The organism is Coleofasciculus chthonoplastes PCC 7420, assembly GCF_000155555.1.
GTDB lineage: Bacteria > Cyanobacteriota > Cyanobacteriia > Cyanobacteriales > Coleofasciculaceae > Coleofasciculus > Coleofasciculus chthonoplastes_A.
This window is the reverse complement of record NZ_DS989856.1, coordinates 179,228-203,233: the sequence shown is the minus strand read 5'-3', so window position 1 is coordinate 203,233 and position 24,006 is coordinate 179,228. Positions and strand designations below refer to the sequence as shown.

Genomic DNA, 24,006 nt, shown 5'->3' with positions numbered 1-24,006 from the left:
ACGAAGACAGTGCTATTGAAACCCTTGATGGTGCTGAATGGATGGGACGCTCAATGAAGGTTAACAAAGCAAGACCACGGGAACGAAGCAATGGGAATCGCGGTGGCGGCTATAACCGTGGCTCTTTTTAACTAGCGAGGGGTTTGGGGAGCTATAAGTCCCGAACTGTACCCGTGAGGTCAGTGTTGGGATACATGGACTCCCCAACTTTGGGGCATTGAACCCCTACTCAGAGGATGTCATGTGTGTCATACTGATATCACTACACTCCATGAGAGCGGTGATATATATAAATCGCGCCTTGTGAAAAAACTTGTTCACCGCTATAGCATTAAATGTTTAGCAGTGGGAGTGTCAAAAGCTGATTTCCTTATTTTTCCCTGAAATTTAGGAATGATAAGGAATTAAGTTATTATGGCTTTTGAAATTTGAGGGCAGGTAAATGTCTGCCCTTTTTGTGTTGAGCTTCAAAGGAGATAAGCATGGCTCAAGTTATTATTGGAGAAAATGAAGGAATTGAATCTGGACTTCGGCGATTTAAGCGCAAAGTATCTCGTGCTGGGATTTTCTCAGACATGAAGAAGAACCGCTTTTTTGAAACTCCCTTAGAAAAGCACAAACGCAAGGAAATAGCCAGACACCGACAACAACGCAGATATCGCAAACGGCGGTAAGAAATTGCTGATGTTCTTGACCTTTTCCCCTACGTTAGTACGGCTTCGCAGACTTTAAAAGTCAAGAGCTTTCCCTCAAAGGTTGTGAAGGGTCAAGTGTAGGGGCGGGTTTAGCTACTCAGGTAAGCGGGTTAATGATAACCTCTCAAAAAAACCCGCCCTCAGTAACGTATTCGTAGGAGTGTTCGCCTCTCCCTGAGTTATTTAACCGATGTTTTAACGTATCTATGGAACTCGCAAGGTAACTCGAATCCTTCCAGTAACAGATTCTAAAGTAGACCAGCCTAAGAGCGATCGCCGAATTGGATCGACAATGGTGGTATCCTGTAAGGTTGACTCGATATCGTCAAGGATCACTCGTTGAACCGCACCATCGCGAATCTGTACCTCAAAGATAATTTCACCCGTGAAACCCTCTGGGAGATTCAGGGATTGTAGATGTTGAGTCAGAGACGCGATCGCATTCTCTTCTTGTTCCGGTTCTAATCCTTCAATCTTCACTACTGTAAGTTGAGGTGAACCTTGGCTAGTTACGTCAACAGAATCTGACTCAAGTAGAATTTCCCCACCGCCTCTAGTTCCCCCAGCTTGTCTACTCAGCGGTATCATCCCAGAGGGGGCAGGTGCAAAGTTAGCAGTTCCACTCATATTCATGACATCATCCGTACCAAAAATTCCTTCGTAACTCACCCCTTCTGGTAATTCCACCGGAACTTGTACCCGCCGCCTTGTTCCGTCGGGTTCCACTCGGACTTCTTCGCTTACCGCTACAAATGCCGTATATTGCGATAATAAGTTATAATTTAACGCCGTCTGCGTCACCGCCTCCACACCCGACGTAGTTTCACCGCCAAACATTTGATTCATCAAGTCTTTGATCCGGGCGCGTCCCCACAATTGGGCAATCGCCGGATTATCGCTACTCTGATCAAAATTCACCGATAGGGTTTTTTCGTACCGTTGACTACCCGCCGTCATTCCAGTAATCTTAATCGTGCCATTGCGACGGTCTGGTTTTCGTCCCAATAAAACCAAAGGCTGATTGGCAAACAAATCAGGTGCGGCTAGGGGATAGATTTGCGCCGATGTCCCCTCTCCTTGCCAACTTACCCGAATATCCGTTAATACTGGATTATTAATTTGGCGGGCGAATGTTTCCGCCACCTCCTGTGTGGGTTCATCCTGACGAATAATTTTGGCTGTACCCCGCCCCACTTCAGCTAAACGGTTCAGCAAGAAGCGATTCACCGAACTCCCGACACCGAAACTATAGAGACGATTACCGGGTTTGAGTTGTCGTTGTACTTCAGCAATTACCTGCGATTCATTACCAATATAGCCATCAGTGAGTAATACCACACTTCGCAGCCGATTCGGTGCAGATGGTGGGAAGTTTAACACCGCCCGTATCCCATTCATTAATTCTGTACCGCCATTTGCCTGCAATCCATTAATATAATTTAGTGCTTGAGTGCGATTTGGGGCTGTATTGGCTAACGGTTGAGGCGAAAGCTGAGTGGTTGTATTGGCAAAATCGATAATCGTAAACGTATCATCTGGATTCAACCCATTAATAAAGCGGCGCATCAATTCCTGGGACTTCAGAAATGGTTCACCGCGTTGAGAACCCGATGTATCCATGAGAAAGACGACATCCTTGGGGACAATTTCATCAGGGCGATAGTCTAAGGCGGGGATGAGGTAAAGGGCAAAATGTCCACCCCGTTCATCGGTTTGGGAAAGGATAGTAGCTTGTGTGCGATCGCCTGCGACTTGATAGCGTAAAATTAGGTCTTTGTTGGGAATTGTGTCTTCCCCGCCTAACTGTACCTGTACGGTTTCACCTCGGCGTTGGGTGCGAATCTGATGGGAGGGAGAACGCACATCCTGAATCGGTACACCAGCATTAATCTCTACGGTTACATTAATATCATGTCCCGAACGAGTTCCCGGCTTGAGAACTGGGGGAGTAATGCGGGAGGCGTCGGGGACTTGGTTCGTATTTCCACTATTATCCATGGGAGTACCCGGAATATAGCGGGGTCCGACAACCATGGGAAACACAAATTCATAGTCACCGCCCTGAAATTTTAGGCTATCGGTGTAGCGAATTGTGACATCAATCTGTTCTCCGGGTTTGATATTCGCCAGAGACTGGGTAAAGATATTTGCCCGTTCTTGTTCTAGGAGTCCCGCCGTTCGTCCTTCCTGACGCGCCTGTTCGTAAATGGCTTGGGCTTCTTCGCTTTTTTTAATCTCACCTTTAATCGTGCGATCGCCGATTTTAATCTCCATATCATACACCGCCGCCTCATCAGGCAAGGGGAAGACATAGACGGCTTCTAAGGGTTCCGCAAAGGGGTTTTCAAAGGTCTGTGTTACTTCAACTTGAGAGACATTTCCCGTAACTTTGGCATTCACCTCGGTATGCTTGAGGGGAAAGACTTGCTGTTGTCCCTCTTCCGATTGAACGTATAACCCGCCAACCGGAAGTTCTTGCTGATTGTTGGCGAGAGTTTGGCTAATTACCCGTGTCGGTATCTTAGCCGGAACTTGAGCTAAGGTTATCGGAACAACTACGAAGATACCACTTAGGCATAAAGTTATGGGTATAGCCTCGACAAATTTCATACACGTCTCATTAAAAAAGTTTGGAAAGTTTATGTAGTTTATGTAGGGTGGGCAAGAGTTATAAAATTCAAAATGCTTATCGTATCGTTCGTTGCTCTTACCCACCACAGCAGTACTTTAAGCTGATTACCAGTAAGGCAAGATATGAGTATAACTTAAAAGAGTTGGGAGTGCGAGAGTCTTAAGTTGTGACTATCGGGTAATCCAGACTGATAACAAGGATGGGAAGTTTCGCCACATCTACTCATCCTCCTGATCAAATAATTCTAACAAACCCACTGTACCCACAAAGAATGTATAAGTTCCATAGACGATGGGTGTCTTTTGTCTAGAAGGCGCATAAGCCGCCGCGATAATCGCTTCCACTAAATGAATGGTAACGGCAATACGCCCCAGCCAAAAAACGGGTTCCAGGATTGTGGGGACACTCAGATCACTGAATAAAGCATAAATATTCCAGAGTTCTAGTGCAATTGCGCCACTGATCAGACTGGTGGATATAACTTTTATGGCGTTGAAAAAATTTTTTTTTGTTTGATGGACTTTAACTGCATAATTTAGAGTCAAGCATTTTGAACGTTCATTAGCTTACCACAAAACTTCCTGAATATTTCCTGGTTCTGCCGCTAGGTTAAGGATTGTAAGGATTGTGGCGATTAGTGGGATTATCGGGATTGTAGGGGCGAGTCGCTGCTCAAATGTGGTGGTGTCTCCAATTAACTTGTCTCGACTCGCCCCAGTCTAATGTACGCAGTGTCAGATAATTACCAATATTTAATCTAGGGCGACCCAATAAAATTAATACGCGAGTACTGTCAATTTGTTCAGTGGGTTGCCCCTACAGGTTTTGCTGTTAATTTGTAATATTTATTCCAGAATTTATGTGGTAAAACATATTTTTTCGTCAATTTAAAAGAGGTATTTACCTTTAATTATCCATACCTAATTCAGGGCGACCCGATAAAATTAATCGGTTGGTTGTGTCAATTGGTGCAGCGGGTCGCCCCTACAGGGTTTGCTTTTAATTCCCGATACCTGATGCAGGGCTATCTGATAAAATTAATAGGTGGCTGGCGTGAATTTGTGCAGCGGGTTGCCCAGTGTTTGTGTTTCATTAGAGACAAAGGATGAGAGGAAGAGATTACCATGTCTAGCCGTAATAACCGAATAGGAGAAGTTTTATTGAAGCCAATCATAAGCGTCCTGATTGGTCAGGATCAACTTCAGTTCTATGAAACCATTAATTGGCAAAAGCAGAGTGAACGTTTCCGACAAACCAATCTCATTTATCCCGACTATTATAGCCAGCCCAACTTTCATGGTATTGAAGGCGGCTATCTTAATCCTATAGCAGCTATCACCTATGATACTGTGACAGCTTATGCTTCCCCACCCAATGAAACTCGGATTCGCGAACAGTTAATAACGACTATTGAGAATCAGCCCAGTAGAATTCTCGATCTCGGTTGCGGTACGGGTTCGACAACATTGATGTTAAAGCAGGCGTTTCCGGAAGCCGTTGTTATCGGATTGGATTTGTCTCCGTATATGCTGATTGTGGCAGACTACAAAGCAGAGCAAGCAGGGTTAGATATACAATGGCAGCATGGTTTAGCTGAAGCTGCGGGTTTTGATGATGCTTCGTTTGATTTAGTCACAGTCTCCATGGTATTACACGAAACGCCACCCCAGATTTCTCAGTTAATTGTACAAGAATGCTGTCGCTTGCTGGAACCTGGAGGACAATTGATTATTCTGGATGGAAATCAACGGAAACTTCGTTATGCTCACTGGTTGATAGAACTCTTTCGAGAACCTTATTCAAAAGACTATGCTGCTCATAGTGTCGAAGATTGGATGATAGCGGCTTTTTTTAAACAGGTGCGAACCGACTATGTGGGATGGATTAATCAAGTCACGTCTGGAATTAAGCCAATTAAAAAGGGTTGCGTGAAGATGGTAAAAGTTAAGTCGTAAAGATATTAACATGAAATCTCTCAAAAAAATAACTTATTTTAGTATTAGTTGTTAACTCATAAAGCTATGACTAGAATGACGCGATCCAAACAAAAATTCAAGGCACGATGACAACCATTGAATGGATTCAGGCACTACTAGGACAACGCTTAGAGCCTTTAGTCTTTGCGATTACCAATCTCGGTTCAGAATATGCCTACATCGCCTTCCTCACCCTCTATTACTGGTTAATTGACCCATGGACAGGTCGCCAGTTAGGTTTATTCCTAGGGATTAGTTATGGGTGTAATACAATACTCAAAGAACTATTTGACATACCTCGTCCCTTCGAGTTAAATCCAGACATCGCTTCTGCTGACGCGATCGCGACGAGTGAAAATGCCTCTTTTCCCAGTGGACACGTCCAAGGTTCAGCAACCTTTTGGATTTACTTATCGTTACACCACCACCGCCTATGGTTATGGGTATGGAGTCTAATTCTGCTCCCCTTAATTGCCATATCACGCCTCTACTTAGGGGTTCACTTTCCTCTCGATGTAGTCGCCGGATTAATTGTAGGTATTCTTTTTGCGGGGATAGGTACAGTCTGGTCTATTCCAGTTAAACCGAGGTTTATTGTTCGGGTTACAGTTGTCATCCTGACGTTTTTTCTAGCAACTGTATGGGAACATCTAGCGCGTTCTTTGGGAATCATTACAGGGTTTTTTCTCACCCAACCTAAGTTTACACCACCCTCCACTTGGAAAAGGCGATTGATCTTGGGCGGAATCGGTTTAACCTTAGTCTTAACCCTTTTTATCGGTTCAAGATGGATTTTAGGGGACTGGCGAAATCAAGGATGGGTCACTTATTGGCGCTATAGTCTCCTTACCCTATTTGCTACTGAGATTGTACCTAGACTACTTCATCGCCAAACGGGGTAAATGGTACAGGTAATATTTGGGTAGATTTTATGATTAAATTGGGCGCACGGAGCGTGCGCCCCTACAGTTTTTTGCTATAATTCTAATCCATCACTATTAGCTATGCCACACCCGATTTAATTCTAAAATCTATTTCCCTAGTTTAGCTGTATGATTCCATTAGGTGGAATGGTACTGAAATTTTGGCTGGTGGGCAATGCCCACCCTACGGTTTATCTAATTTGGTCAAAAACTCGCTGCTAAATCCTACAGAATTATAGGGAAAGAAACCAATACAATTAGGGGCTAAAGCCCCTACTACAAACTGGTATCCGTAATTTCACCGAAGGATTACCCGCCATCCTCACAAAATTGGGTACTTTCTCGGTCAACAGTTTGCCTAAAAGTGATGAAAATTAAGGAAACCATCCCTGTATAACCGCTTCTAGGATAAGACTTCTCATGGGCAATCCCGTGCAGCATACAATAATTCAAGCTGACCCTAAATGGCAAGCTTTTTTCCATTACTCAGCCGATCTCTTCTGTATTATCGAACCTGACGGCAGGATTGGACAACTCAACCCCGCTTGGTGCAAGGTTTTGGGGTGGACGCCGGAAAAAGTGCGATCGCGCCATTGGATTGAACTTGTCCATCCAGAGGATGTTACCGCCACGCTGACGGCGTTAGCCACGAAAGCGGTTCCTGTTTCCTTTCGTAACCGTTATCGCCACGACCAAGGGAACTACCACTGGCTAGAGTGGACATTGAACTACGATGAGGCGGGATATGGGTATGCTGTCGCCAGAGAAATTACCGATTCACTCCCCAGAGACTGTGAATTGGATCGCTTTTTCAATATGTCCGTTAATCTCATGGCGATTGCGGGAAGCGATGGGTATTTCAAACGAGTGAATCCCGCTTTTGAAAGGGTTCTCGGCTATCCCCTAACGGAACTTTTAACTCAACCCTTTCTAGAATTTGTCCATCCCGATGATCGCGTCGCTACCTTAACTGAAATAGAAAAACTGGCGACGGGTACGACATCCATTCAATTTGAGAATCGCTATCGCTGTCAAGATGGTTCCTATCGCTGGTTAGCTTGGAATAGCGCCTCATTTCCGGCTAAAGGGTTAATTTATGCGGTGGGATGCGATATTACCAAACAGAAGCAGACTCAAGCCATTCTTCAAGAGACTCAAGAACGGTATGAACTGGTAGCAGAAGGATCAAATGATGGACTTTGGGATTGGAATCTGCTAACCGATCAGGTTTACTATTCTCCCCGTTGGAGTCAAACTTTAGGGTATCACGTCGATGAAATTTCCGATCGCTTTACTGAGTGGTTGAATCGGATTCATCCAGGCGATCGGGAACGGGTATTGGCGACATTTCAAGACTATATTGACGGATTAACCCCCAGCTTAGAACTCGAACACCGCCTGCTGGATAAAGAGGGGAATTATCGCTGGATTTTGTCCCGTGGCGCGAGTTTACGCGATGCTAACGGTAAGCCTTATCGGATTGTTGGGTCAAATCGGGATATTAGCGATCGCAAACGTACCCTGTCTACATTGCGGCTGACTCAAGAACGCCTGCGTTATCTTCTTTCTCAGAGTCCGGCGGTACTCTATAGTCGCCAGGTTTCCGGAAACTATGGCGTCACGTTTATGAGTGATAATACAGCAACTGTCGTCGGATACTCTGCCCAAGACTTTATCACAAACCCGCCGTTTTGGGTCAACCATATTCACCCCGAAGATGTTCCCCGCGTTTGTGCCAATTTGCCCAAAGTTTTTGACACAGGACATCATGTTTATGAATACCGCTTCTTACACCAGGATGGCACTTACCGCTGGATGCATGATGAACTGAAACTGATTTATGATGAAGCCGGGAACCCCTTAGAAATGGTCGGCTTTTGGACGGATATTACTGAAAATAAACACGCCGAACTTATCCTCAAGCAACAAACCAAAGCCTTACAAGACGCCCATCAACGCTTGGGATTTCATGTGGAGAATTCTCCCTTAGCTGTCGTGGAATGGGATAACCAGTTTCGGGTGCAGCGTTGGTCAAAACAAGCGGAAGAAATCTTTGGTTGGACGACGTCGGAGGTATTCGGAAAGCGTTCAGGTGATTGGCAGTTTATTTATCCCGACGATATTGAAATTGTCCGCCAAGAAATGAGTCAGTTACTGGATGGGAGTACCTCCAGTGTTGTCTACCAAAATCGCAATCTGACCAAAGATGGCAGGGTAGTGATTTGTCAATGGTACGAATCAGTTCTCCTTGACGAATCCGGTAAAATGGTCTCAATTTTATCCCTAGTACAAGATATAACGGAAGCTAAACAAACTGAAACAGCCTTGCGCCATAATGCCGAAATGCTGCGGCTACTTCTAGAATATACCCCCGCCGCGATCGCGATGTTCGATAAGCAGATGAATTACCAGTTAGTCAGTCGCCGCTGGTTAGAGGATTACAACTTAGAAAATCAAGATATTATCGGCAAAAATCACTACGAACTCTTTCCCGAAATCCCCGATACTTGGAAACAAATTCATCAACGCTGTCTCCAAGGTGCCAGCGAACAGTGTGACGAAGACTTATTTATCCGCGCCGATGGGGAGAAGCAATGGATTTCCTGGGAAATTCGTCCTTGGATTGGCAATAGTGGCGACATTAGCGGCATTATTATGAACACCGAAGTCGTCACGGAACGCAAGCAAGCCAAAGAAAAACTCAAAGAACTAAATCAAGAATTATGGCAATCTAATCGCGACTTAGAACAGTTTGCTTATGTCGCCTCCCACGATTTACAAGAACCCTTACGCGCTGTCAATAGTTACGCCCAACTCCTCAGCCGTAAGTATCAAAACCAACTGGATGCTAAGGCGGATAAATACCTCCATTACATTATGGACGGGGCGACGAGGATGCAGCAATTAATTAATGATCTGCTGGAATTTTCACGGGTGGGAACACGAGGGAAACCCCTACAACCCACGGATAGTGAGACAATTATCCGACAAGCAATGGAGAATTTAAACGTCGCGATCGCAGAAAGTCAAGCAATAGTTACTTATGACGCCTTACCCACAGTCATCGCTGATCAAACTCAATTAACTCAACTCTTCCAAAACCTAATTGGTAACGCGATTAAATTTCGTCGTGAAACTCCACCAAACGTCCATATTTCCGCCCAAAACCAGGGAAATGAATGGACATTTGTAGTTCAGGATAATGGGATTGGTATGGAATCGGAATATTTAGATCGCATTTTTACAATATTCCAGCGCTTACATTCGCGCCGCGACTATCCTGGAACCGGAATTGGTTTGGCTATCTGTAAGAAAATTGTCGAACGTCATGGAGGACGAATTTGGGTCAATTCTGAATTAGGGATTGGCACAACCTTTTATTTCACGATTCCCGTTTAATTGTCTAATCTACCACTATTCAATTTATCATTCATCATGACCATGACTTTTATTAAGACAATTCGACCGATAGAAATTCTCCTGGTTGAAGACTCTCCCAGCGATGCTGATCTCACCGTTGATGCTTTTAGTGAAGCCAGAGTTCTCAACAATTTACACTGGGTTGAAGATGGCGTGGAAGCCCTAACGTTTTTACGACGCCAAGGTCAATATAGCGATGTTCCCCGCCCCGATTTAATCTTGCTTGATCTGAATATGCCCAAAAAAGATGGGCGTGAGGTTTTAGCGGAAATCAAAGCCGATTCCCAACTGAAGCGGATTCCGGTAATTATTCTGACTACATCAGCCGCCGAACGAGATATCCTGAAAACCTATGAATTGAATGGCAACTGTTATGTCACCAAACCCATTGATGTCGAACAATTTATGTCAGTTGTCAAGATAATTGAAGCCTTTTGGTTAGCTGTGGTTCAACTACCTTCGGAGTAACAATAATGTCGATATCCCCACCCATAAAAATATTGCTAGTCGAAGATAACCCGGCTGATGCAGATCTGTTACAGGAAATTCTGGAAGATGCCGAAGAAATGCCTTGGTCTTTGGTACATGTAGAGCAACTTAAACAGGCGTTATCAACCGTACAGACTCATGACTTTGATGTCGTGTTATTAGACTTGTCTCTCCCCGACAAACAAGGATTAGGAACTGTGGCAAAAACCCATGAAACTGTACCCGATTTACCGATTGTGGTTCTCACGGGGTTAAATGATAAAGTAACTGCCTTAGAAGCCTTACGCCAAGGGGCGCAAGATTATCTGGTCAAAGGTAAAATTGATCATGAATTATTGACTCGTTCGATTCGCCATGCCATTGAGCGATCGCAAACCTTAAAACGGCTGCGCCAGAGTGAGGAGAAACTCCAACAGCTTAATGAGGAACTCGAATGTCGCGTGGCTAAACAAACGGAAGAATTGCGACAAAAAAATCATGATTTACAACAAGAAATTGCCCAGCGCCAGCACTTAGAAGCTGAACTGCGCCAGAGTTTAACTAAAGAAAAAGAACTCAGTGAACTCAAATCCAATATTATCTCCGTCGTCTCCCATGAATATCGCACCCCCTTAGCCACGATTCTCTCATCCAGTGAATTACTGCAACATTACGGTCATAAATGGCAGGAGGATAAAAAGCAGCGGCATTTCCAACGGATTCAAAATACAATCCACCACATGACCCAGTTAATTAGTGATGTGTTATTAATTAATAAAGCGGAAGCGGGTAAACTGGAATTTAAACCTGTTCCGCTGGATTTAGAGGCATTTTGCCAAGAATTAGTGGAAGAATTACAACTGACGGTGAAAACGCCCCATCAAATTGGGTTTCGCCGTCAAGGTAGATCACGATGGGTTGGTCTTGATGAAAAACTATTACGACAATTTTTAACCAATTTACTGTCAAATGCGATTAAGTATTCTCCAGAAGGAGGAACGGTTCAATTTGACCTTATCTTTGATGCTGATCAGGTCAGGTTCACGATTAAAGACCAAGGAATTGGGATTCCCGAAAAAGAGCAAGCTCAATTATTTGATGCCTTTTATCGCAGCAGTAATGTGGGGACAATATCGGGAACGGGATTAGGATTAGCGATTGTCAAAAAATGCGTAGAACGCCATCAGGGTGAAATTGCGGTAGACAGTGAAGTAGGCAAAGGAACAACATTTATTGTGACGATTCCTGTAGGTTCTGAACTGTCACCAGAATCCTTAAACATTGTCGGGTGTGTTTAGCGATCGCGAAGCGTTCCCGAAGGGTAGCGTAACCCACCATCGCTCTAAAATAGTGGAATAGGGTGTAGGTTGGGTTGACGCAAGGAAACCCAACGGAATCGATGATAAAGCGCCGCCTGTTCGTAGTCAGCACTTTAGTGCTGGAAAATAAAACAGTTTAAGGCACGCTTAGTGCATACTACAAACAAATTTTACTTAAATTAGGGAAGCCCACATTCCTATTTAAGACCGAAGTCTAAACCAGAATGTGAGCTTACCCTGTCAGGGCTTCACGGGTTCATTTATCTGCCTTATAGGGTTTTTTCAGGCAGGGTGCTTTCGCTTTCTCTATTGTGCAGCCGAATCTCAGCCAATTGGGTATAGTTTTGATGCAATCTGCTCGGATAAATATTAAATTTCTGTGAAAGTTGCCCCGACAGGTCGCTTTTGACACAGTTCAAGTACTGGAATAGATTTTACGGTTAAATCGGGCGCAAGACCCTGCATTGGTGTCAACTTAAACCACAGCCCTTACCCCCATTCCCTCTGCCAAGCTTGGGTGAGGGGGTTCTAATGAACCATGGAGCTAGCTGGAGGAGAAGCAGTATCATTCCTGCGTCATTGTCTTTTAGTCGATTAATTGAGAAAGATTAGCATTTGACTCCCACCTAGCTTACACTAGGATACGGGAGTAAAATCCGGCTTAAACTCCCTGTCACAGCAGTTCTTATGGAAAATTTAATGTCTGGCGACAGACATTAATGATAATATATCGCATTTTGAGAGAAAAATGAATCCCTGGAGTTCCCAACCCAAAACTGGTCAAGTGATTGACATTAATCAAGCCGATCGGTGGCAAGTGTACCGCCGTTTACAGGAACTATCGATCGCGAGTCACTGCGGGATGAACCAGCCACTCACGGCTGAGATTCATGATCCGGTGACAGCGATTCAACTGTGGAGTGTGGTCAGACAGTTAACCGTACCACGCCGAGATCTAGCATCTTGGCTGGAAGACTGCTGGCGGCTTCCTAGCCGCAGTAGGAAGAGGGGGAAATGAGGGAGCAATGTAGAGACGTAGCATGCTACGTCTGGGAGCAGGGGGAGCAGGGGAAGCGATAGTAGTGCAATCTACTCCTACACCCATCTCAAAACTAGGTTCCCTCGAAAGTCGTGAAGGGTCAAAAACATTCTATGGAACAAGCAGCGATTCTACATTTAGAGGACATTACCAAGCACTATGATCAACATACGACTCCAGCCGTTGATCGGGTGACGTTAACATTGCGTCAAGGTGATTTACTGGGGTTATTGGGTCCCTCTGGCTGTGGCAAAACAACTCTACTGCGGATTGTGGCGGGGTTTGAGCGTCCTCAGTCGGGACTGGTTGTTTTGGCTGGACACCCGGTTGCGGGTTCCGGGTATTGGACACCTCCAGAACAACGGAACACGGGTATGGTGTTTCAAGATTATGCCTTATTCCCTCATCTGAATGTGGCAGAGAATGTGGCTTTTGGTTTGAAAAACCGCCGCAGCGGGATGAATCGGACATCCATTAAGAAAAATACGGCTGACGCGATCGCACTGGTAGGATTATCCGGATTAGAGAAACGCTATCCTCATGAACTATCCGGAGGACAACAGCAGCGAGTCGCCCTCGCCCGGGCGTTAGCACCACGTCCCAGTTTAATCCTGTTAGATGAACCCCTAAGTAATCTGGATGTGCAAGTGCGTCTGCGGTTGCGCCAAGAAGTGCGATCCATCCTTAAAGAAATCGGCACATCGGCAATTTTTGTCACCCACGACAGAGAAGAAGCCCTATCCATCTCCGATCAAGTGGGAGTGATGCGGGCGGGATGTTTAGAACAGTTGGGAACCCCGGAAGAAATTTATACTAACCCAGCCTCTCGTTTTGTCGCTGAATTCGTCACCCAAGCCAATTTCTTACCCGCCCGTCGTCGGGGACAGCTATGGGAAACTGAGGTGGGTTCGTTTGAAATCAGCAATAGAGAATGTCCCAACAACATCCAATTCCCAAATGACGCCATTCCTGATTCTGGAGAACTAATGCTGCGGGAAGAAAACGTAATTCTCAAGCCCGATAATGATGCACCCCTCTTAATTCGCGATCGCCATTTTTTAGGTCGGGAGTATCGGTATTGTCTTCAAACCCCGTCGGGTAAAGAACTCCATGCTCGCACCGCCCTGAATACACCCTTACCTGTGGGAATCAGAGTTCAATTATCTGTGGCTGATCCATCGATCCCAATTTTTCCCACAATTACTACAAGTACACCCATAACTCCAGCCTATAGCGCTACGGGCTGGGCAATGGGCAATGGGCAATAGGCTTTCTTTGAAGAAAAACGCTTACCTTACAAGGGATTGACCCTTCGACTCCGCTCACTTCGACTCCGCTCACTTCGACTCCGCTCACTTCGACTCCGCTCAGCGTCAACACCGAGCGAAGTCGAGGTGTTGACTTGGGGAGTCCATGTATCCACCACGAGTAAAACTACGCATACAGCGCGGGACTTATATATAGCTCCCCAAACCCTTCACCAGTTAAGTGTGAGTGTGAGCCTCGCCAACAAACCCTTGCTTCATCCCACGGATATACAGTTCCAGATGGGATTGAATCCAGTGGGCAGTTTCAGGATATCCTAACTCAAGGGCGGTTTGTTCTGCCGCTAACCAACTATACAAAGCTGTTTGATTGACAGCTTGAATGGCTTCTAATCCTTGCATCACCAGATGGGGGACAGGAATGGGGGCAGTTGCTTCTTTGAGAAAATCAATCCCGGCTGGTAAAACAAGCTGATTATTTTCAACCCGAATCACTCCCTGATCAGTGGGATCTTCACCTTGCCATTTAACTTCACCCTGCAACTGATACCCCCAAGGTTGGAGGAAATGAAGGATCAGGTATTGTAACCAAGCGATGTAGTGATAAAACTTTTCACCACCATCCCACTGAATCCCACTCCCATCAGAAATAAACTACCCAGACCTGCTAAGAGCTGAGGTCTGGGTTTTTAGTAGCCCGCTCAGTCATCGAACAAGCTAAGACTTCGGCGTGAGCGCTCAGTCGAACGCTGAACATACTTAATAGTTCGGCTTAGCTTGCACGATAACCCCGTGCCTCCAGGCTGGTTTATAGACAGCCCCACAAGTGCAATATTATTGGCTCCATTAAAGTCGGCATCTCCATGCCAACCACAATGCCCACACCTGAAAGTCTTGCCACTACGGTAAGACTTTCCTTTTACCGGGTGAATGTGTAAGCAGTTGTGACACATTTGGGAGGTGTAGCGAGGGGAGATAGGGATAACCTGAACACCTGCCCCAAGCGCTTTGTACTCAATGAACATTCGCAGTTGGTAGAATGCCCATGAATTCGAGCGTCTACGTTCCGTCTTGCTTCTGGGTTGCTCGTTGGTTCTTTCCCTAATTCCCGTAAGGTCTTCTATAGCAATAGAGGCACTATACTCAACTGCTCGTCTAACCACCGATTTGGAGATGTTGTGATTGAGCCATTGCTGGTAGCGTCTCTCTCGTCCCGACAGCCGTTTCAAGACTTCTCGACATCTGCGCCGAGTCGTCCTCGTGCCTTTCGAGGCTTTTTTCTGGAGAGACGCCCTAACTTGATAAAACTTATCTCGTACTGACTGAATGTGCAAACCGTCCCACTTTTTGCCCTCTGATGTAACTGCAATGTCTCGGCGTCCCAAGTCGATACCTATCACCAAGTCTTTCACGGATGAGTCGGGAGCTTCGTCTTTAATTTGGATGTGCAGGTAGAACTGACCATCGCGATGCTTACACAGTTGAGCAGAAGTAGGGTTTCTCCCTTTGAGTTTTCCCCTTTGGTAATTCCCGGACTTCAGCTCAATTCGCTCTCTGCCGTGAACGGTAGCAAGGCTTACCGTCCAGTCTTGTTCTCGGAAGCGAAACAAGTCTTTGTCACAGTCCATGCTGCTTGGGGCAAATCTTTTAACAGGTTTGCCTTTTAGCTTGGCTACCTTGCGGTTGGCAGCTACACGCGCACAAGCCCTAACTGCCATGTTTGCCACCAGATTGAATTTTTTCTTGATGGTTTGGTAGACTAAGGACTGGATAGCAATTTTGTTGGTCAGCTTAGGGTCTGTGTTTTCGTTCACGTAGTTACAAGCGTCCGCAAACGCCTGAAGAGTTGCCTCTAAGAAGGCAACTTGTTCAGGAGAGGGCTGGAGCTTTACAACTATTGTGAGAACTTGTTTCATGGCTAAACTATACCACTACATGGGATAGATAGATAGAAAGAGAGAGATTGAAAATACTTCGGGGATTGACCCCTCGCATTTTCCGCTATCCCCCTACCCCTTACTTCGTTGAAGGGGTAGCCCCTCGCGATTCGGGTGGGAATCCACTGACACCACAAGCCGGGTTGATCAGAGGGGGATTTATTATAGTCAACCACTGAAATCTCATCGTGGTCTTCATCCCATTGTTGATTGACAAAATAGCCGCCATCTGTTCCTAAGGGTAATCCTACGGCAACTCGTGCGGGGTCAGGAGCATTTTGCAGTACGGTGACATCCCGCTTAACCCGTCGTGTATTGGCGAAAGCGAGTAAATAGAGAACTTGGCTATCCCATAATCGTTGGTCAAGGCTAAAGATTCCCTCGAAATAGGTGGTATAACCCATGGTGCTGCTTCACATAACTGGTTGGTTCAAGGATGACGACTTTCAACCTTGTCAATCAAGTCCTCCGCCATCTCCACCGCCATCAGGATCAGTTTTTGTTCGAGCTGTCCTTGGTGTCCCTCATCACTGATTGTGGCGTAAATATGAGGATTAGCCAGCATCCCTGCGAGTAATTGGGATGCTATTTGTTTAACGTCATTCGTTTTTGAATCCATGTTTAACACCTCTGGAGTACAGTAACATTTTCGGGGGTTTGGTAACCAAACCCCTACCCAAATCCTCAAAACTCAAAACTATGGATCACCAATCCGGGTTAGGATCGATTTTACTTTGAAACTTTTATCTATGGTGAATGATGCTTATGAAGCGCTACTTATCTCGTCTTGTTGCCCTTGTCCTCGTGGTTGCGATCGCGCTAACGGGGTGTTCGTCCAGCAGTACTGGCTTGGTTGGCAATTATCGCCAAGACACCCTGACCGCCTTGGACTCCTTGAGAGCGGCTATTGAACTACCAGACGATGCGCCTGATAAGGCAGAGGCTCAGTCAAAAGCGCGTCAAAGCATTAATGAGTATATTTCTCGCTATCGTCGAGATGGCTCTGTCGCTAACCTGAGTTCATTCTCCACGATGAGAACAGCTCTCAATTCTTTGGCTGGGTACTACAGCTCCTATCCCAATCGTCCTTTACCCCAAAAGCTCAAAGAGCGTCTAGAGCAAGAATTCCGGCAGGTGGAGCGAGCGATAAGACGCGGCGCTTGACCTGATTTAAAGGGAGATGGGGGAGCTGGGGGAGCAGGGGGAGCAGGGGGAGCTGGGGAAGCTGGGGAAGCAGGGGGAGCAGGGGAAGCAGGGGAAGCAGAGGGTGATTAGGTGTAGAGACGTAGCAGGCTACGTCTGGAACAGTGAGGGCGGGTTTTGTCGAAACGTTACCATTAATAGCTACAATAAAATCCCTAAACCCGCCCCTACACATTCACGCGCCATGCCCTCGAACGCTGTGAAGGTCAAAATCAGGATACCTGAGCGCAACTGTCCGGAAATAGGACAAAACGCTCAGAACTACAAAAGAACGTGCTGATTTTGGCATAATTTGTCGATTGGTTCGATCGTCTGTTAATACTAAAGACACTAACTTATCGTTCTTTTGTGGTTTTTGTAGGAATGTCCAACGGTCTTGTCCCTAGAGGATGGCATTGGCGCTATTATTATCGCTCACTGGTTGCTGCCTTGCTGACGAGTAGCATCATCACTCAGGGCTACGTGGCTAAAACGGCTCAAGCTCAAACGGCTGCCTATTGCCACTTTACGGATGATGCGATCGCGCAAAAAGAAAGCCTGCGCCAGGGTGCGATTAAAGGAAATCCAGATTTCAATAACCGCTATAAAGCCATCGTCAAGCAACATGCTGACGTTTTGCGCCAATGTCGCGATCGCACCTTCCCCCAAGACCAAGCGATCTGGCTACGCCTCTATGCCTGTGATGTTCGCGCGGGTGCGATTGATGAGATTCTCGACCGGATTGTCAATCGAGGCTACAACAAGGTCTATGTTGAAGTCTTTTCCGATGGTCAAGTTTTACTCCCCGCCTCAGACAACCCCACCCCCTGGCCCCCCGTCGTGCGAACACCGGGATATGAACGGGTCGATTTATTAGCTCAGACGATTCAAAAAGGACATGAACGAGGATTGCGGGTTTATGCTTGGATGTTCTCGATGAACTTCGGCTACAGGTATGCTCAACGCCGCGATCGGCAAAGTGTTCTGGCTCGCAATGGTCGCGGTCAAACCAGTTTATCCTATGTCCATGACCAGTCCCAAGCTTTTATTGATCCCTATAATAATCAAGCTAAAACTGATTACTACCAATTGGTTCAGGCGGTGACAAAACGTCGTCCTGATGGTGTTTTATTTGACTATATTCGTTATCCGCGTGGCAGTGGCTCAGATTCGGTTGCCACTAAGGTAAAAGATTTATGGATCTATAGTGATGCGTCTCGACAAGCCTTATATAATCGCGCTCTTAATAATCAAGGGCGAGAACTGATTCAGCGCTATGTACAGGATGGTTCGATTAGCGCGGGCGATGTGGAATCGGTCAAGACGCGCTATGCCAACGAATCCACCCCAATGTGGCAAGGGCGATCGCCCTCTGAGTCAGATAGTGCAGCATCCTTAAACTGGCAACTGTGGCAGCTTAGTGTAGCTCATGCGGCTCAAGGGGTGTTAGATTTTCTTTCCATGGCAACATTACCCGTTCAACGGGCGGGAATCAAAGCCGGAGCCGTATTTTTTCCCGATGGCAATCAAGTGGTAGGACAAGGGGGGTATGATTCTCGACTACAACCTTGGGATCATTTTTCTCCATCCCTAGAATGGCATCCCATGTCTTACGGCGTTTGCGGTCATACGGGTTGTATTGAGAGCTTAGTCCGACGAGTTGTGGATAAGGCACCCCTGAATACCAAAATCACACCAGCACTAGCCGGAACCTGGGGTAAATCTGTCAGCAATCGCCCCTCTCTAGAAAAACAGATGCAGGCAATCCGCCAACGGATACCCAATGTCAGTGGTATCAGTCATTTTGCTTTTTCCTGGCAAGATCCTCAATTTGACCGCGATCGCAAGTTCTGTCGGTTACAGTAAGGTTTCATCAGTAACTTTGTCCAGGCGATTACTATGGGCTGAGTCGTTGGGAGCATGTCAGGTTTGCACAAGATGTTTAAGTTGAATAGCACGCTCCTTAAGCATTTTGGGAACACCAAAACCCTTGAGCTACCGTAGGGTGGGCATTGCCGTCTCCCTCGCTATTTTACATAGCTTAATGATGTAGTGATTAAACCGTTTCGGGAGGAAACCATCTTCACCCAGATGGCAGACTATTTAGGTGTACGCTATCGCCATGGGTTCACTCATTCAATCTCCCCATCCGAGGAAAAAATCTGCCCATTGTTGCTGACATCCGAACATTTAGCGATAATGCCAAGTGAGTGGATTATACAACTCCATCAAGCAGCTAGCAGTCTTGATCATGAACTCATGAACTAACTCATTGAGCAAATTCCGGCATCTAACGCTTCCTTAGCTGAAGCCCTTGTCCTTATAGTTAATGAGTTTCGGTTTGACACCCTAATGAACCTGACGCAACCCTTTTACCATGAGTAACCCAAAGAATCCCGGCTATGTTTTAATTGTTGATGATCAGCCTAACAACCTGCGTTTATTATCGACAACTCTAACCGAGGCAGGATATCGGGTAAGGAATGCCATTAGTGCGAAGATGGCATTAATGGGGATCGAAAAGGCTTTACCGCAGCTCATTTTGCTGGATATTATGATGCCTCAAATGGATGGGTATGAACTGTGTCAGCACTTAAAATCCGATGAACGCACCCAGCACATTCCCATCATTTTTTTGAGCGCATTGGATAATGAATGGGATAAAGTAAAAGCCTTTGAGGTAGGAGGAACCGACTATATTACTAAGCCCTTTCAGGTAAAAGAAGTGTTATCGCGGGTGAATAATCAACTGATGGTTGTTCGCCAGCAACAGCAAATTGTCGAGCAAAATCGGCAATTGCAGTACCAAAATCAACAACTTCAGCAGCTTAACGCAGAGCTAATCCGCTCGAATCAAGACTTGGAAGAATTTGCCCGCATCGCCTCTCATGATTTGCGATCGCCCCTGCAAACGATGAAAGCGTTTGGTCAGCTTTTTTGCCAAAAATACCAGAGTTTGTTGGATGATAAAGCCGCTCACTACATGAAGCGAATTTTAGAAGCAGGCGATCGCATGGAACAGCTCATTCAAGATTTGCTGAATTATTCACGAGTCGAGACTCAGGGAGAAGAATTTGAACCCACCGATTGTAATCAGGTGGTTGAGTCTGTTTTGGCGAATTTAGACAGTGTAATTCAAGGGCAGGGTGCTGTGATTACCTGCGAACATTTACCCATCGTCATGGCAGATGGCATCCAACTGGTACAACTGTTTCAAAACTTAATCAGTAATGCCCTCAAATTTTGCTCCCCGGAGGTTGCACCGGAGATTAAAATTGCGGCAGAATTGCGCCAAAAAACGTCTTCATTGAGTGATGAATTCGCTATGGTATTGCCGAGTACGTCAGAACCCACTGCGGTGAATGAATGGGTGTTTCGGGTTGAGGATAATGGGATTGGTGTGGAAGCGGCGTATTTTGAACGAATTTTTAAGGTATTTCAACGTCTACACACCAATGAAGAATATCCAGGTACGGGAATTGGTTTATCGATTTGTCAGAAAATTGTGGAACATCACGGCGGACAAATTTGGGTTGAATCATCTCCGGGAGTTGGAACAACCTTTTATTTCACGATTCCAGCGTTATTAACTCCGGAGGCGGGGAAACAGGGGGAGTAGGTAGGGTACTGCTGAATAAGTGTTGTGGTGAGGGGGAGCGGGGGGAGCCTCACAAGGGTAGGTTTTTTAAGATTGAGGTTAACGCAGAGGTTCGCAGCGGAATTGGGGGGTAGGTGTCTCCATTCCCCGTTCCCTGTCAAACCAAAGATGCCAATGTTGTACTAAATCGCTCAACTTCGGCTTCGGTGTTGTAATAATGAACAGAAGCCCTTAACACAGACGCCAACCCGCGTGCGTCCATATCTAATCGCGTGCCTTGGGCGGCAGAAACCGATAGATTAATCTTTTTTTCACTCAGTAACTGCTTAATTTCACTCGGTTCTTTTCCCGCAACCGTAAAACTAACAATCCCGCATTTTTTCTGTCCTAAATCCTGAACCTTCACCCCATCAATATCACTCAGTTGGTCACGCAATCTGTTCGCCAAATGACGAATCCGATGCTCAATCGCTGCTAGTCCCCAATTTAAGGCATAATCAACCGCCACACCTAACCCAATTTTTCCAGCATAGTTGGTTTCCCAATTTTCAAACCGACGGGCATCGGCACGAATTTTAAATGTATCCCGACTCAGCCATTCAGCAGCCTGCATATCCAAAAAGGGCGGTTCTAATTGCTCAATCACCTCTTCTCTAACATACAAAAATCCCGTCCCTCTGGGTCCGCGTAAATATTTACGTCCCGTCGCGGAGAGCATATCGCAGCCAATTTCATTGACATCAATGGGCATTTGTCCCACGGATTGACAGGCGTCGAGTAAATATAAAATACCAGCGTCTTTTGCCACGTTTCCCACGTCCACGGCTGGGTTAACTAATCCCCCATTTGTAGCAACATGGGTAATCGCAATTAACTTTACCCGCTGATCAATTGCTTGGCGTAATTTAGGAATAGAAATTTGCCCAAATTCATCATTGGGAATCACCTCAATGGTTGCCCCTGTTTTCCTCGCAACTTGCAGAAAGGCAATGAAATTACTACCATATTCCGATACCCCGGTAAGGATGCGATCGCCTTTTTTCAGAGGTATGCTATAAAACCCCATATCCCAAGCTCTGGTGGCATTTTCAATCAGGGCAACTTCCTGGCGCTGACAGCCTAACAGTGTCGCCACGGCATCATAGACCCGTTCCACTGCCTCAACTTGCTGTGCCGCCGCTTCATAGCCACCCATTTGGGCTTCTAATTGTAAATGCCCGACAACGGCATCTAAAACCGACTGCGGCATTAATGCTGCACCTGCATTATTAAAATGTAAAACCGTTTCACAGCCCGGTGTGTCTTGACGGGCGCGTTGCCAATCTAATGTCAAATCCCGACTCTTCCCCATTGCCCATTGCCTATTCCCTATTCCCCATTCCCCATTCCCAACCGTCAACTTGAATATTGTCCGACTATTCATGTTACCTTAGAAAGGTTGTCAAAAATCGCACATTCAGGATTTCGGGTGTTTCCCACCAGGAAATCCGCCTGAATGGAGGATAAACCCGAATAAGGAGTTTAATATTAATTATGCCAGTCGTCTCTTTGGCTCAAATGATGGAAGCCGGGGTTCACTTCGGTCACCAGACCCGCCGCTGGAATCCCCGCATGGATCAGTACATTTATACTGCTCGAAATGGGGTTCATATCATTGACTTGGTGCAAACAGCCCAGTTGATGGAAGAAGCCTACAGCTACATGCGAACCGCTACCGAACAAGGAAAACGCTGTCTGTTTGTCGGTACCAAGCGCCAAGCCGCCGGAATTATTGCTCAAGAAGCCAGTCGTTGTGGTGCGTACTACGTCAACCAACGCTGGTTGGGGGGAATGTTAACCAACTGGGAAACCATCAAAGGGCGGGTTGAACGACTCAAAGAACTGGAACGCCGGGAAGAAAGTGGTGCCCTTGACCTCTTGCCGAAAAAAGAAGCCGCCGTACTGCGCCGGGAACTGGGCAAGCTGCAAAAATATCTCGGTGGCATCAAAATGATGCGGCGCATCCCCGACATTGTGGTAATTATTGACCAGCGCCGGGAATATAATGCCATCAAAGAATGTGAAAAACTCAGCATTCCCGTCGTCTCGATGCTGGATACCAATTGTGACCCGGATGTGGTGGATATTCCGATTCCCGCCAATGACGATGCGATTCGGTCAATTAAACTAATCATTGGTAAATTAGCCGATGCCATCTATGAAGGGCGTCACGGGGAACTGGAAACAGAGGACGAGCAAGAGTTTGCCCAAGCCCTAGACGAGATGGAAGACGAGTATAGCGAGGAAGATATGGACTCCTTTGAGTCAGACGAAGAAAGCGAGGAGAGTGCCGAGGAAAGCCAGAACAGCGTCGAGGAAAGCCAGAACAGCGCCGAGGAAAGCCAGAACAGCGCCGAGGAAAGCCAGAACAGCGCCGAGGAAAGCCAGAACAGCGCCGAGGAAAGCCAGGACAGTGAAGAATAAGCGGCAATGCATTTTCAGGCTCACCCGATACACTGGGGTTATCTGTCCGTTGTTCAGTGGCACTGAGTAGTTACCAAACCGGAGTAATGGTTAGACTTACCGATTTGCTCCGGTTTTTGTCCGATTTGTTCCAAGATAGTGCTAATCGTTAACACGACAAACAACAAAGGAGGAATAAAGGCAAGATGGCGGAAATATCAGCAAAACTCGTCAAAGAGTTACGGGAAAAAACTGGCGCAGGCATGATGGACTGCAAAAAAGCGCTCAAAGAAAACGAGGGCGATATGAACAAAGCCATCGAATGGCTGCGTCAGAAAGGAATTGCCTCAGCTGAGAAAAAATCCGGTCGGATGGCGGCTGAAGGAATTGTGGGTAGCTATATCCACACTGGGGGACGAGTTGGTGTCTTAGTGGAAGTCAATTGCGAGACGGATTTTGTGGGTCGTCGCGAGGAATTCCAAGCCTTGGTTAAGGATATCGCCATGCAAGTGGCAGCTTGTCCGAATGTCGAGTATGTGTCGGTGGACGATATTCCCGCTGCGATTACCCAACGGGAAAAAGAAATTGAAATGGGACGCGATGACCTAGCGAAGAAACCGGACAATATTAAAGAGAAGATTGTTCAGGGGCGGATTGAGAAACGGTTGAAGGAATTATCATTAATGGATCAACCTTATATCCGAGATCAAAGCAAATCTGTAGAAGAGTTGGTTAAAGAAACCGTTGCGCTGTTAGGAGAAAATATCCAGGTGCGTCGCTTTACCCGCTATGTTTTGGGTGAGGGGATTGAATCGGAATCATCAGACTAAATGTCGCGTCGCTGAAGCCGTTTATTGTAGGGGCGCATGGCGTGCGCCCTTAGTTATCGGAGAAAATTCAACTTCCGATTTAATAAAAATACACCCAAGAATGTTAACAGTGGTGGGTTACGGCGGATAGTTAATTAAATGGGTACCGCCTTAATGAAAGTCCGCCTAACCCACCCTACTGGCGTGGCACACCTTATTTGATGAATTAGAATTGGTTCGTAGTGAGGGAACCTCAGCCCTCTCTAGCTAAGCGTTATAGCACTAAAGTGCTTACTACAAA

22 protein-coding genes and 1 pseudogene are annotated in these 24,006 nt (G+C 46.2%); 16 read left to right on the top strand and 7 right to left on the bottom strand.

The features are described 5' to 3' along the window. Positions 1-131: pseudogene (locus MC7420_RS42785) on the top strand (RNA-binding protein); the annotation flags it as partial. A 351-nt stretch (positions 132-482) separates the two neighbouring features. After that, complete coding sequence (gene rpsU, locus MC7420_RS21960; protein WP_006103066.1) at positions 483-674, top strand: 30S ribosomal protein S21; 192 nt, start codon at positions 483-485, stop codon at positions 672-674. Between the two features lie 225 nt (positions 675-899). Here rpsU and MC7420_RS21955 read toward each other — a convergent pair whose 3' ends face one another. Beyond that, entirely contained in the window at positions 900-3,305 is a 2,406-nt protein-coding gene (locus MC7420_RS21955) for a VIT domain-containing protein (protein ID WP_006102836.1), read from the bottom strand. Positions 3,306-3,545: 240 nt separating this feature from the next. Continuing rightward, positions 3,546-3,872 carry a hypothetical protein gene (locus MC7420_RS21950; RefSeq protein ID WP_006102919.1) on the bottom strand — a complete coding sequence of 109 codons (327 nt, stop codon included), beginning with the start codon at positions 3,870-3,872 and terminating at the stop codon, positions 3,546-3,548. Between the two features lie 579 nt (positions 3,873-4,451). Here MC7420_RS21950 and MC7420_RS21945 point away from each other — a divergent pair. The 8 genes from MC7420_RS21945 to MC7420_RS21915 all read left to right on the top strand — a co-directional run bounded on the left by MC7420_RS21945 (position 4,452) and on the right by MC7420_RS21915 (position 13,740). After that, positions 4,452-5,282, top strand: a complete 831-nt coding sequence (locus MC7420_RS21945) for a class I SAM-dependent methyltransferase (RefSeq protein WP_044208833.1) — start codon at positions 4,452-4,454, stop codon at positions 5,280-5,282. 107 nt (positions 5,283-5,389) lie between these two features. Further along, positions 5,390-6,205, top strand: coding sequence for a phosphatase PAP2 family protein (locus MC7420_RS21940; protein WP_006103046.1), 816 nt, complete (start codon positions 5,390-5,392; stop codon positions 6,203-6,205). Positions 6,206-6,646: 441 nt separating this feature from the next. Continuing rightward, positions 6,647-9,625 carry a PAS domain S-box protein gene (locus MC7420_RS35555; protein WP_006102864.1) on the top strand — a complete coding sequence of 993 codons (2,979 nt, stop codon included), beginning with the start codon at positions 6,647-6,649 and terminating at the stop codon, positions 9,623-9,625. Positions 9,626-9,667: 42 nt separating this feature from the next. Then, on the top strand, positions 9,668-10,114 hold the full coding sequence (locus tag MC7420_RS21930; RefSeq protein WP_006102977.1) for a response regulator: 447 nt from the start codon (positions 9,668-9,670) through the stop codon (positions 10,112-10,114). A gap of 5 nt (positions 10,115-10,119) precedes the next feature. Further along, the gene (locus MC7420_RS21925) at positions 10,120-11,412 is read left to right on the top strand and encodes a hybrid sensor histidine kinase/response regulator (protein WP_044208829.1); all 1,293 of its coding nucleotides are present in this window, start codon (positions 10,120-10,122) and stop codon (positions 11,410-11,412) included. A 769-nt stretch (positions 11,413-12,181) separates the two neighbouring features. Next, complete coding sequence (locus MC7420_RS21920; RefSeq protein ID WP_006103078.1) at positions 12,182-12,451, top strand: Asr1405/Asl0597 family protein; 270 nt, start codon at positions 12,182-12,184, stop codon at positions 12,449-12,451. 22 nt (positions 12,452-12,473) lie between these two features. Then, the gene (locus MC7420_RS41735) at positions 12,474-12,635 is read left to right on the top strand and encodes a hypothetical protein (protein ID WP_198016528.1); all 162 of its coding nucleotides are present in this window, start codon (positions 12,474-12,476) and stop codon (positions 12,633-12,635) included. Beyond that, on the top strand, positions 12,586-13,740 hold the full coding sequence (locus MC7420_RS21915) for an ABC transporter ATP-binding protein (protein WP_006102828.1): 1,155 nt from the start codon (positions 12,586-12,588) through the stop codon (positions 13,738-13,740). The genes MC7420_RS41735 and MC7420_RS21915 overlap by 50 nt, the downstream gene beginning before the upstream one ends. 216 nt (positions 13,741-13,956) lie before the next feature. On the opposite strand, the gene MC7420_RS21910 is transcribed toward MC7420_RS21915, so the two are convergent. From MC7420_RS21910 to MC7420_RS21895, 4 genes are all read right to left on the bottom strand, one after another. Beyond that, entirely contained in the window at positions 13,957-14,280 is a 324-nt protein-coding gene (locus tag MC7420_RS21910; RefSeq protein ID WP_006102957.1) for a hypothetical protein, read from the bottom strand. A gap of 158 nt (positions 14,281-14,438) precedes the next feature. Then, the gene (locus MC7420_RS21905; RefSeq protein ID WP_006102927.1) at positions 14,439-15,653 is read right to left on the bottom strand and encodes an RNA-guided endonuclease InsQ/TnpB family protein; all 1,215 of its coding nucleotides are present in this window, start codon (positions 15,651-15,653) and stop codon (positions 14,439-14,441) included. Positions 15,654-15,655: 2 nt separating this feature from the next. After that, positions 15,656-16,078: a hypothetical protein gene (locus MC7420_RS42780; RefSeq protein WP_006103014.1), complete on the bottom strand. Its 423-nt coding sequence runs from the start codon at positions 16,076-16,078 to the stop codon at positions 15,656-15,658. Positions 16,079-16,104: 26 nt separating this feature from the next. After that, positions 16,105-16,293 carry a hypothetical protein gene (locus MC7420_RS21895; RefSeq protein ID WP_006103047.1) on the bottom strand — a complete coding sequence of 63 codons (189 nt, stop codon included), beginning with the start codon at positions 16,291-16,293 and terminating at the stop codon, positions 16,105-16,107. A 146-nt stretch (positions 16,294-16,439) separates the two neighbouring features. On the opposite strand from MC7420_RS21895, the gene psb27 reads away from it, so the two are divergent. The 4 genes from psb27 to MC7420_RS21875 all read left to right on the top strand — a co-directional run bounded on the left by psb27 (position 16,440) and on the right by MC7420_RS21875 (position 20,475). Then, positions 16,440-16,838: a photosystem II protein Psb27 gene (gene psb27, locus MC7420_RS21890; protein ID WP_006103006.1), complete on the top strand. Its 399-nt coding sequence runs from the start codon at positions 16,440-16,442 to the stop codon at positions 16,836-16,838. Positions 16,839-17,240: 402 nt separating this feature from the next. Further along, positions 17,241-18,722: a family 10 glycosylhydrolase gene (locus tag MC7420_RS21880; RefSeq protein WP_006102831.1), complete on the top strand. Its 1,482-nt coding sequence runs from the start codon at positions 17,241-17,243 to the stop codon at positions 18,720-18,722. A 186-nt stretch (positions 18,723-18,908) separates the two neighbouring features. Further along, on the top strand, positions 18,909-19,124 hold the full coding sequence (locus MC7420_RS40140; protein ID WP_006103086.1) for a hypothetical protein: 216 nt from the start codon (positions 18,909-18,911) through the stop codon (positions 19,122-19,124). A gap of 109 nt (positions 19,125-19,233) precedes the next feature. After that, a complete protein-coding gene (locus MC7420_RS21875) occupies positions 19,234-20,475 on the top strand; it encodes a sensor histidine kinase (RefSeq protein WP_006103037.1) in 1,242 nt (413 codons plus the stop codon). Positions 20,476-20,611: 136 nt separating this feature from the next. Here the strand turns inward: MC7420_RS21875 and MC7420_RS21870 are convergent, their stop codons facing one another. Then, complete coding sequence (locus MC7420_RS21870) at positions 20,612-21,805, bottom strand: aminotransferase class V-fold PLP-dependent enzyme (RefSeq protein ID WP_044208826.1); 1,194 nt, start codon at positions 21,803-21,805, stop codon at positions 20,612-20,614. 182 nt (positions 21,806-21,987) lie between these two features. Between MC7420_RS21870 and rpsB the strand changes: the two genes are divergently transcribed. Then, positions 21,988-22,917 carry a 30S ribosomal protein S2 gene (gene rpsB / locus MC7420_RS21865; RefSeq protein WP_006102929.1) on the top strand — a complete coding sequence of 310 codons (930 nt, stop codon included), beginning with the start codon at positions 21,988-21,990 and terminating at the stop codon, positions 22,915-22,917. A 185-nt stretch (positions 22,918-23,102) separates the two neighbouring features. Continuing rightward, positions 23,103-23,726, top strand: a complete 624-nt coding sequence (gene tsf, locus MC7420_RS21860; RefSeq protein ID WP_006102905.1) for a translation elongation factor Ts — start codon at positions 23,103-23,105, stop codon at positions 23,724-23,726. Positions 23,727-24,006 lie beyond the last annotated feature (280 nt).

Excerpts from the sequence above, each read along its gene's own strand:
- rpsU (WP_006103066.1), top strand. The coding sequence starts at position 483 with ATGGCTCAAGTTATTATTGGAGAAAATGAAGGAATTGAATCTGGACTT.
- MC7420_RS21955 (WP_006102836.1), bottom strand. The coding sequence starts at position 3,305 with ATGAAATTTGTCGAGGCTATACCCATAACTTTATGCCTAAGTGGTATC.
- MC7420_RS21945 (WP_044208833.1), top strand. The coding sequence starts at position 4,452 with ATGTCTAGCCGTAATAACCGAATAGGAGAAGTTTTATTGAAGCCAATC.
- MC7420_RS21940 (WP_006103046.1), top strand. The coding sequence starts at position 5,390 with ATGACAACCATTGAATGGATTCAGGCACTACTAGGACAACGCTTAGAG.
- MC7420_RS35555 (WP_006102864.1), top strand. The coding sequence starts at position 6,647 with ATGGGCAATCCCGTGCAGCATACAATAATTCAAGCTGACCCTAAATGG.
- MC7420_RS21930 (WP_006102977.1), top strand. The coding sequence starts at position 9,668 with ATGACTTTTATTAAGACAATTCGACCGATAGAAATTCTCCTGGTTGAA.
- MC7420_RS21925 (WP_044208829.1), top strand. The coding sequence starts at position 10,120 with ATGTCGATATCCCCACCCATAAAAATATTGCTAGTCGAAGATAACCCG.
- MC7420_RS21920 (WP_006103078.1), top strand. The coding sequence starts at position 12,182 with ATGAATCCCTGGAGTTCCCAACCCAAAACTGGTCAAGTGATTGACATT.
- MC7420_RS41735 (WP_198016528.1), top strand. The coding sequence starts at position 12,474 with ATGCTACGTCTGGGAGCAGGGGGAGCAGGGGAAGCGATAGTAGTGCAA.
- MC7420_RS21915 (WP_006102828.1), top strand. The coding sequence starts at position 12,586 with ATGGAACAAGCAGCGATTCTACATTTAGAGGACATTACCAAGCACTAT.
- MC7420_RS21905 (WP_006102927.1), bottom strand. The coding sequence starts at position 15,653 with ATGAAACAAGTTCTCACAATAGTTGTAAAGCTCCAGCCCTCTCCTGAA.
- MC7420_RS42780 (WP_006103014.1), bottom strand. The coding sequence starts at position 16,078 with ATGGGTTATACCACCTATTTCGAGGGAATCTTTAGCCTTGACCAACGA.
- MC7420_RS21895 (WP_006103047.1), bottom strand. The coding sequence starts at position 16,293 with ATGGATTCAAAAACGAATGACGTTAAACAAATAGCATCCCAATTACTC.
- psb27 (WP_006103006.1), top strand. The coding sequence starts at position 16,440 with ATGAAGCGCTACTTATCTCGTCTTGTTGCCCTTGTCCTCGTGGTTGCG.
- MC7420_RS21880 (WP_006102831.1), top strand. The coding sequence starts at position 17,241 with ATGTCCAACGGTCTTGTCCCTAGAGGATGGCATTGGCGCTATTATTAT.
- MC7420_RS21875 (WP_006103037.1), top strand. The coding sequence starts at position 19,234 with ATGAGTAACCCAAAGAATCCCGGCTATGTTTTAATTGTTGATGATCAG.
- MC7420_RS21870 (WP_044208826.1), bottom strand. The coding sequence starts at position 21,805 with ATGGGGAAGAGTCGGGATTTGACATTAGATTGGCAACGCGCCCGTCAA.
- rpsB (WP_006102929.1), top strand. The coding sequence starts at position 21,988 with ATGCCAGTCGTCTCTTTGGCTCAAATGATGGAAGCCGGGGTTCACTTC.
- tsf (WP_006102905.1), top strand. The coding sequence starts at position 23,103 with ATGGCGGAAATATCAGCAAAACTCGTCAAAGAGTTACGGGAAAAAACT.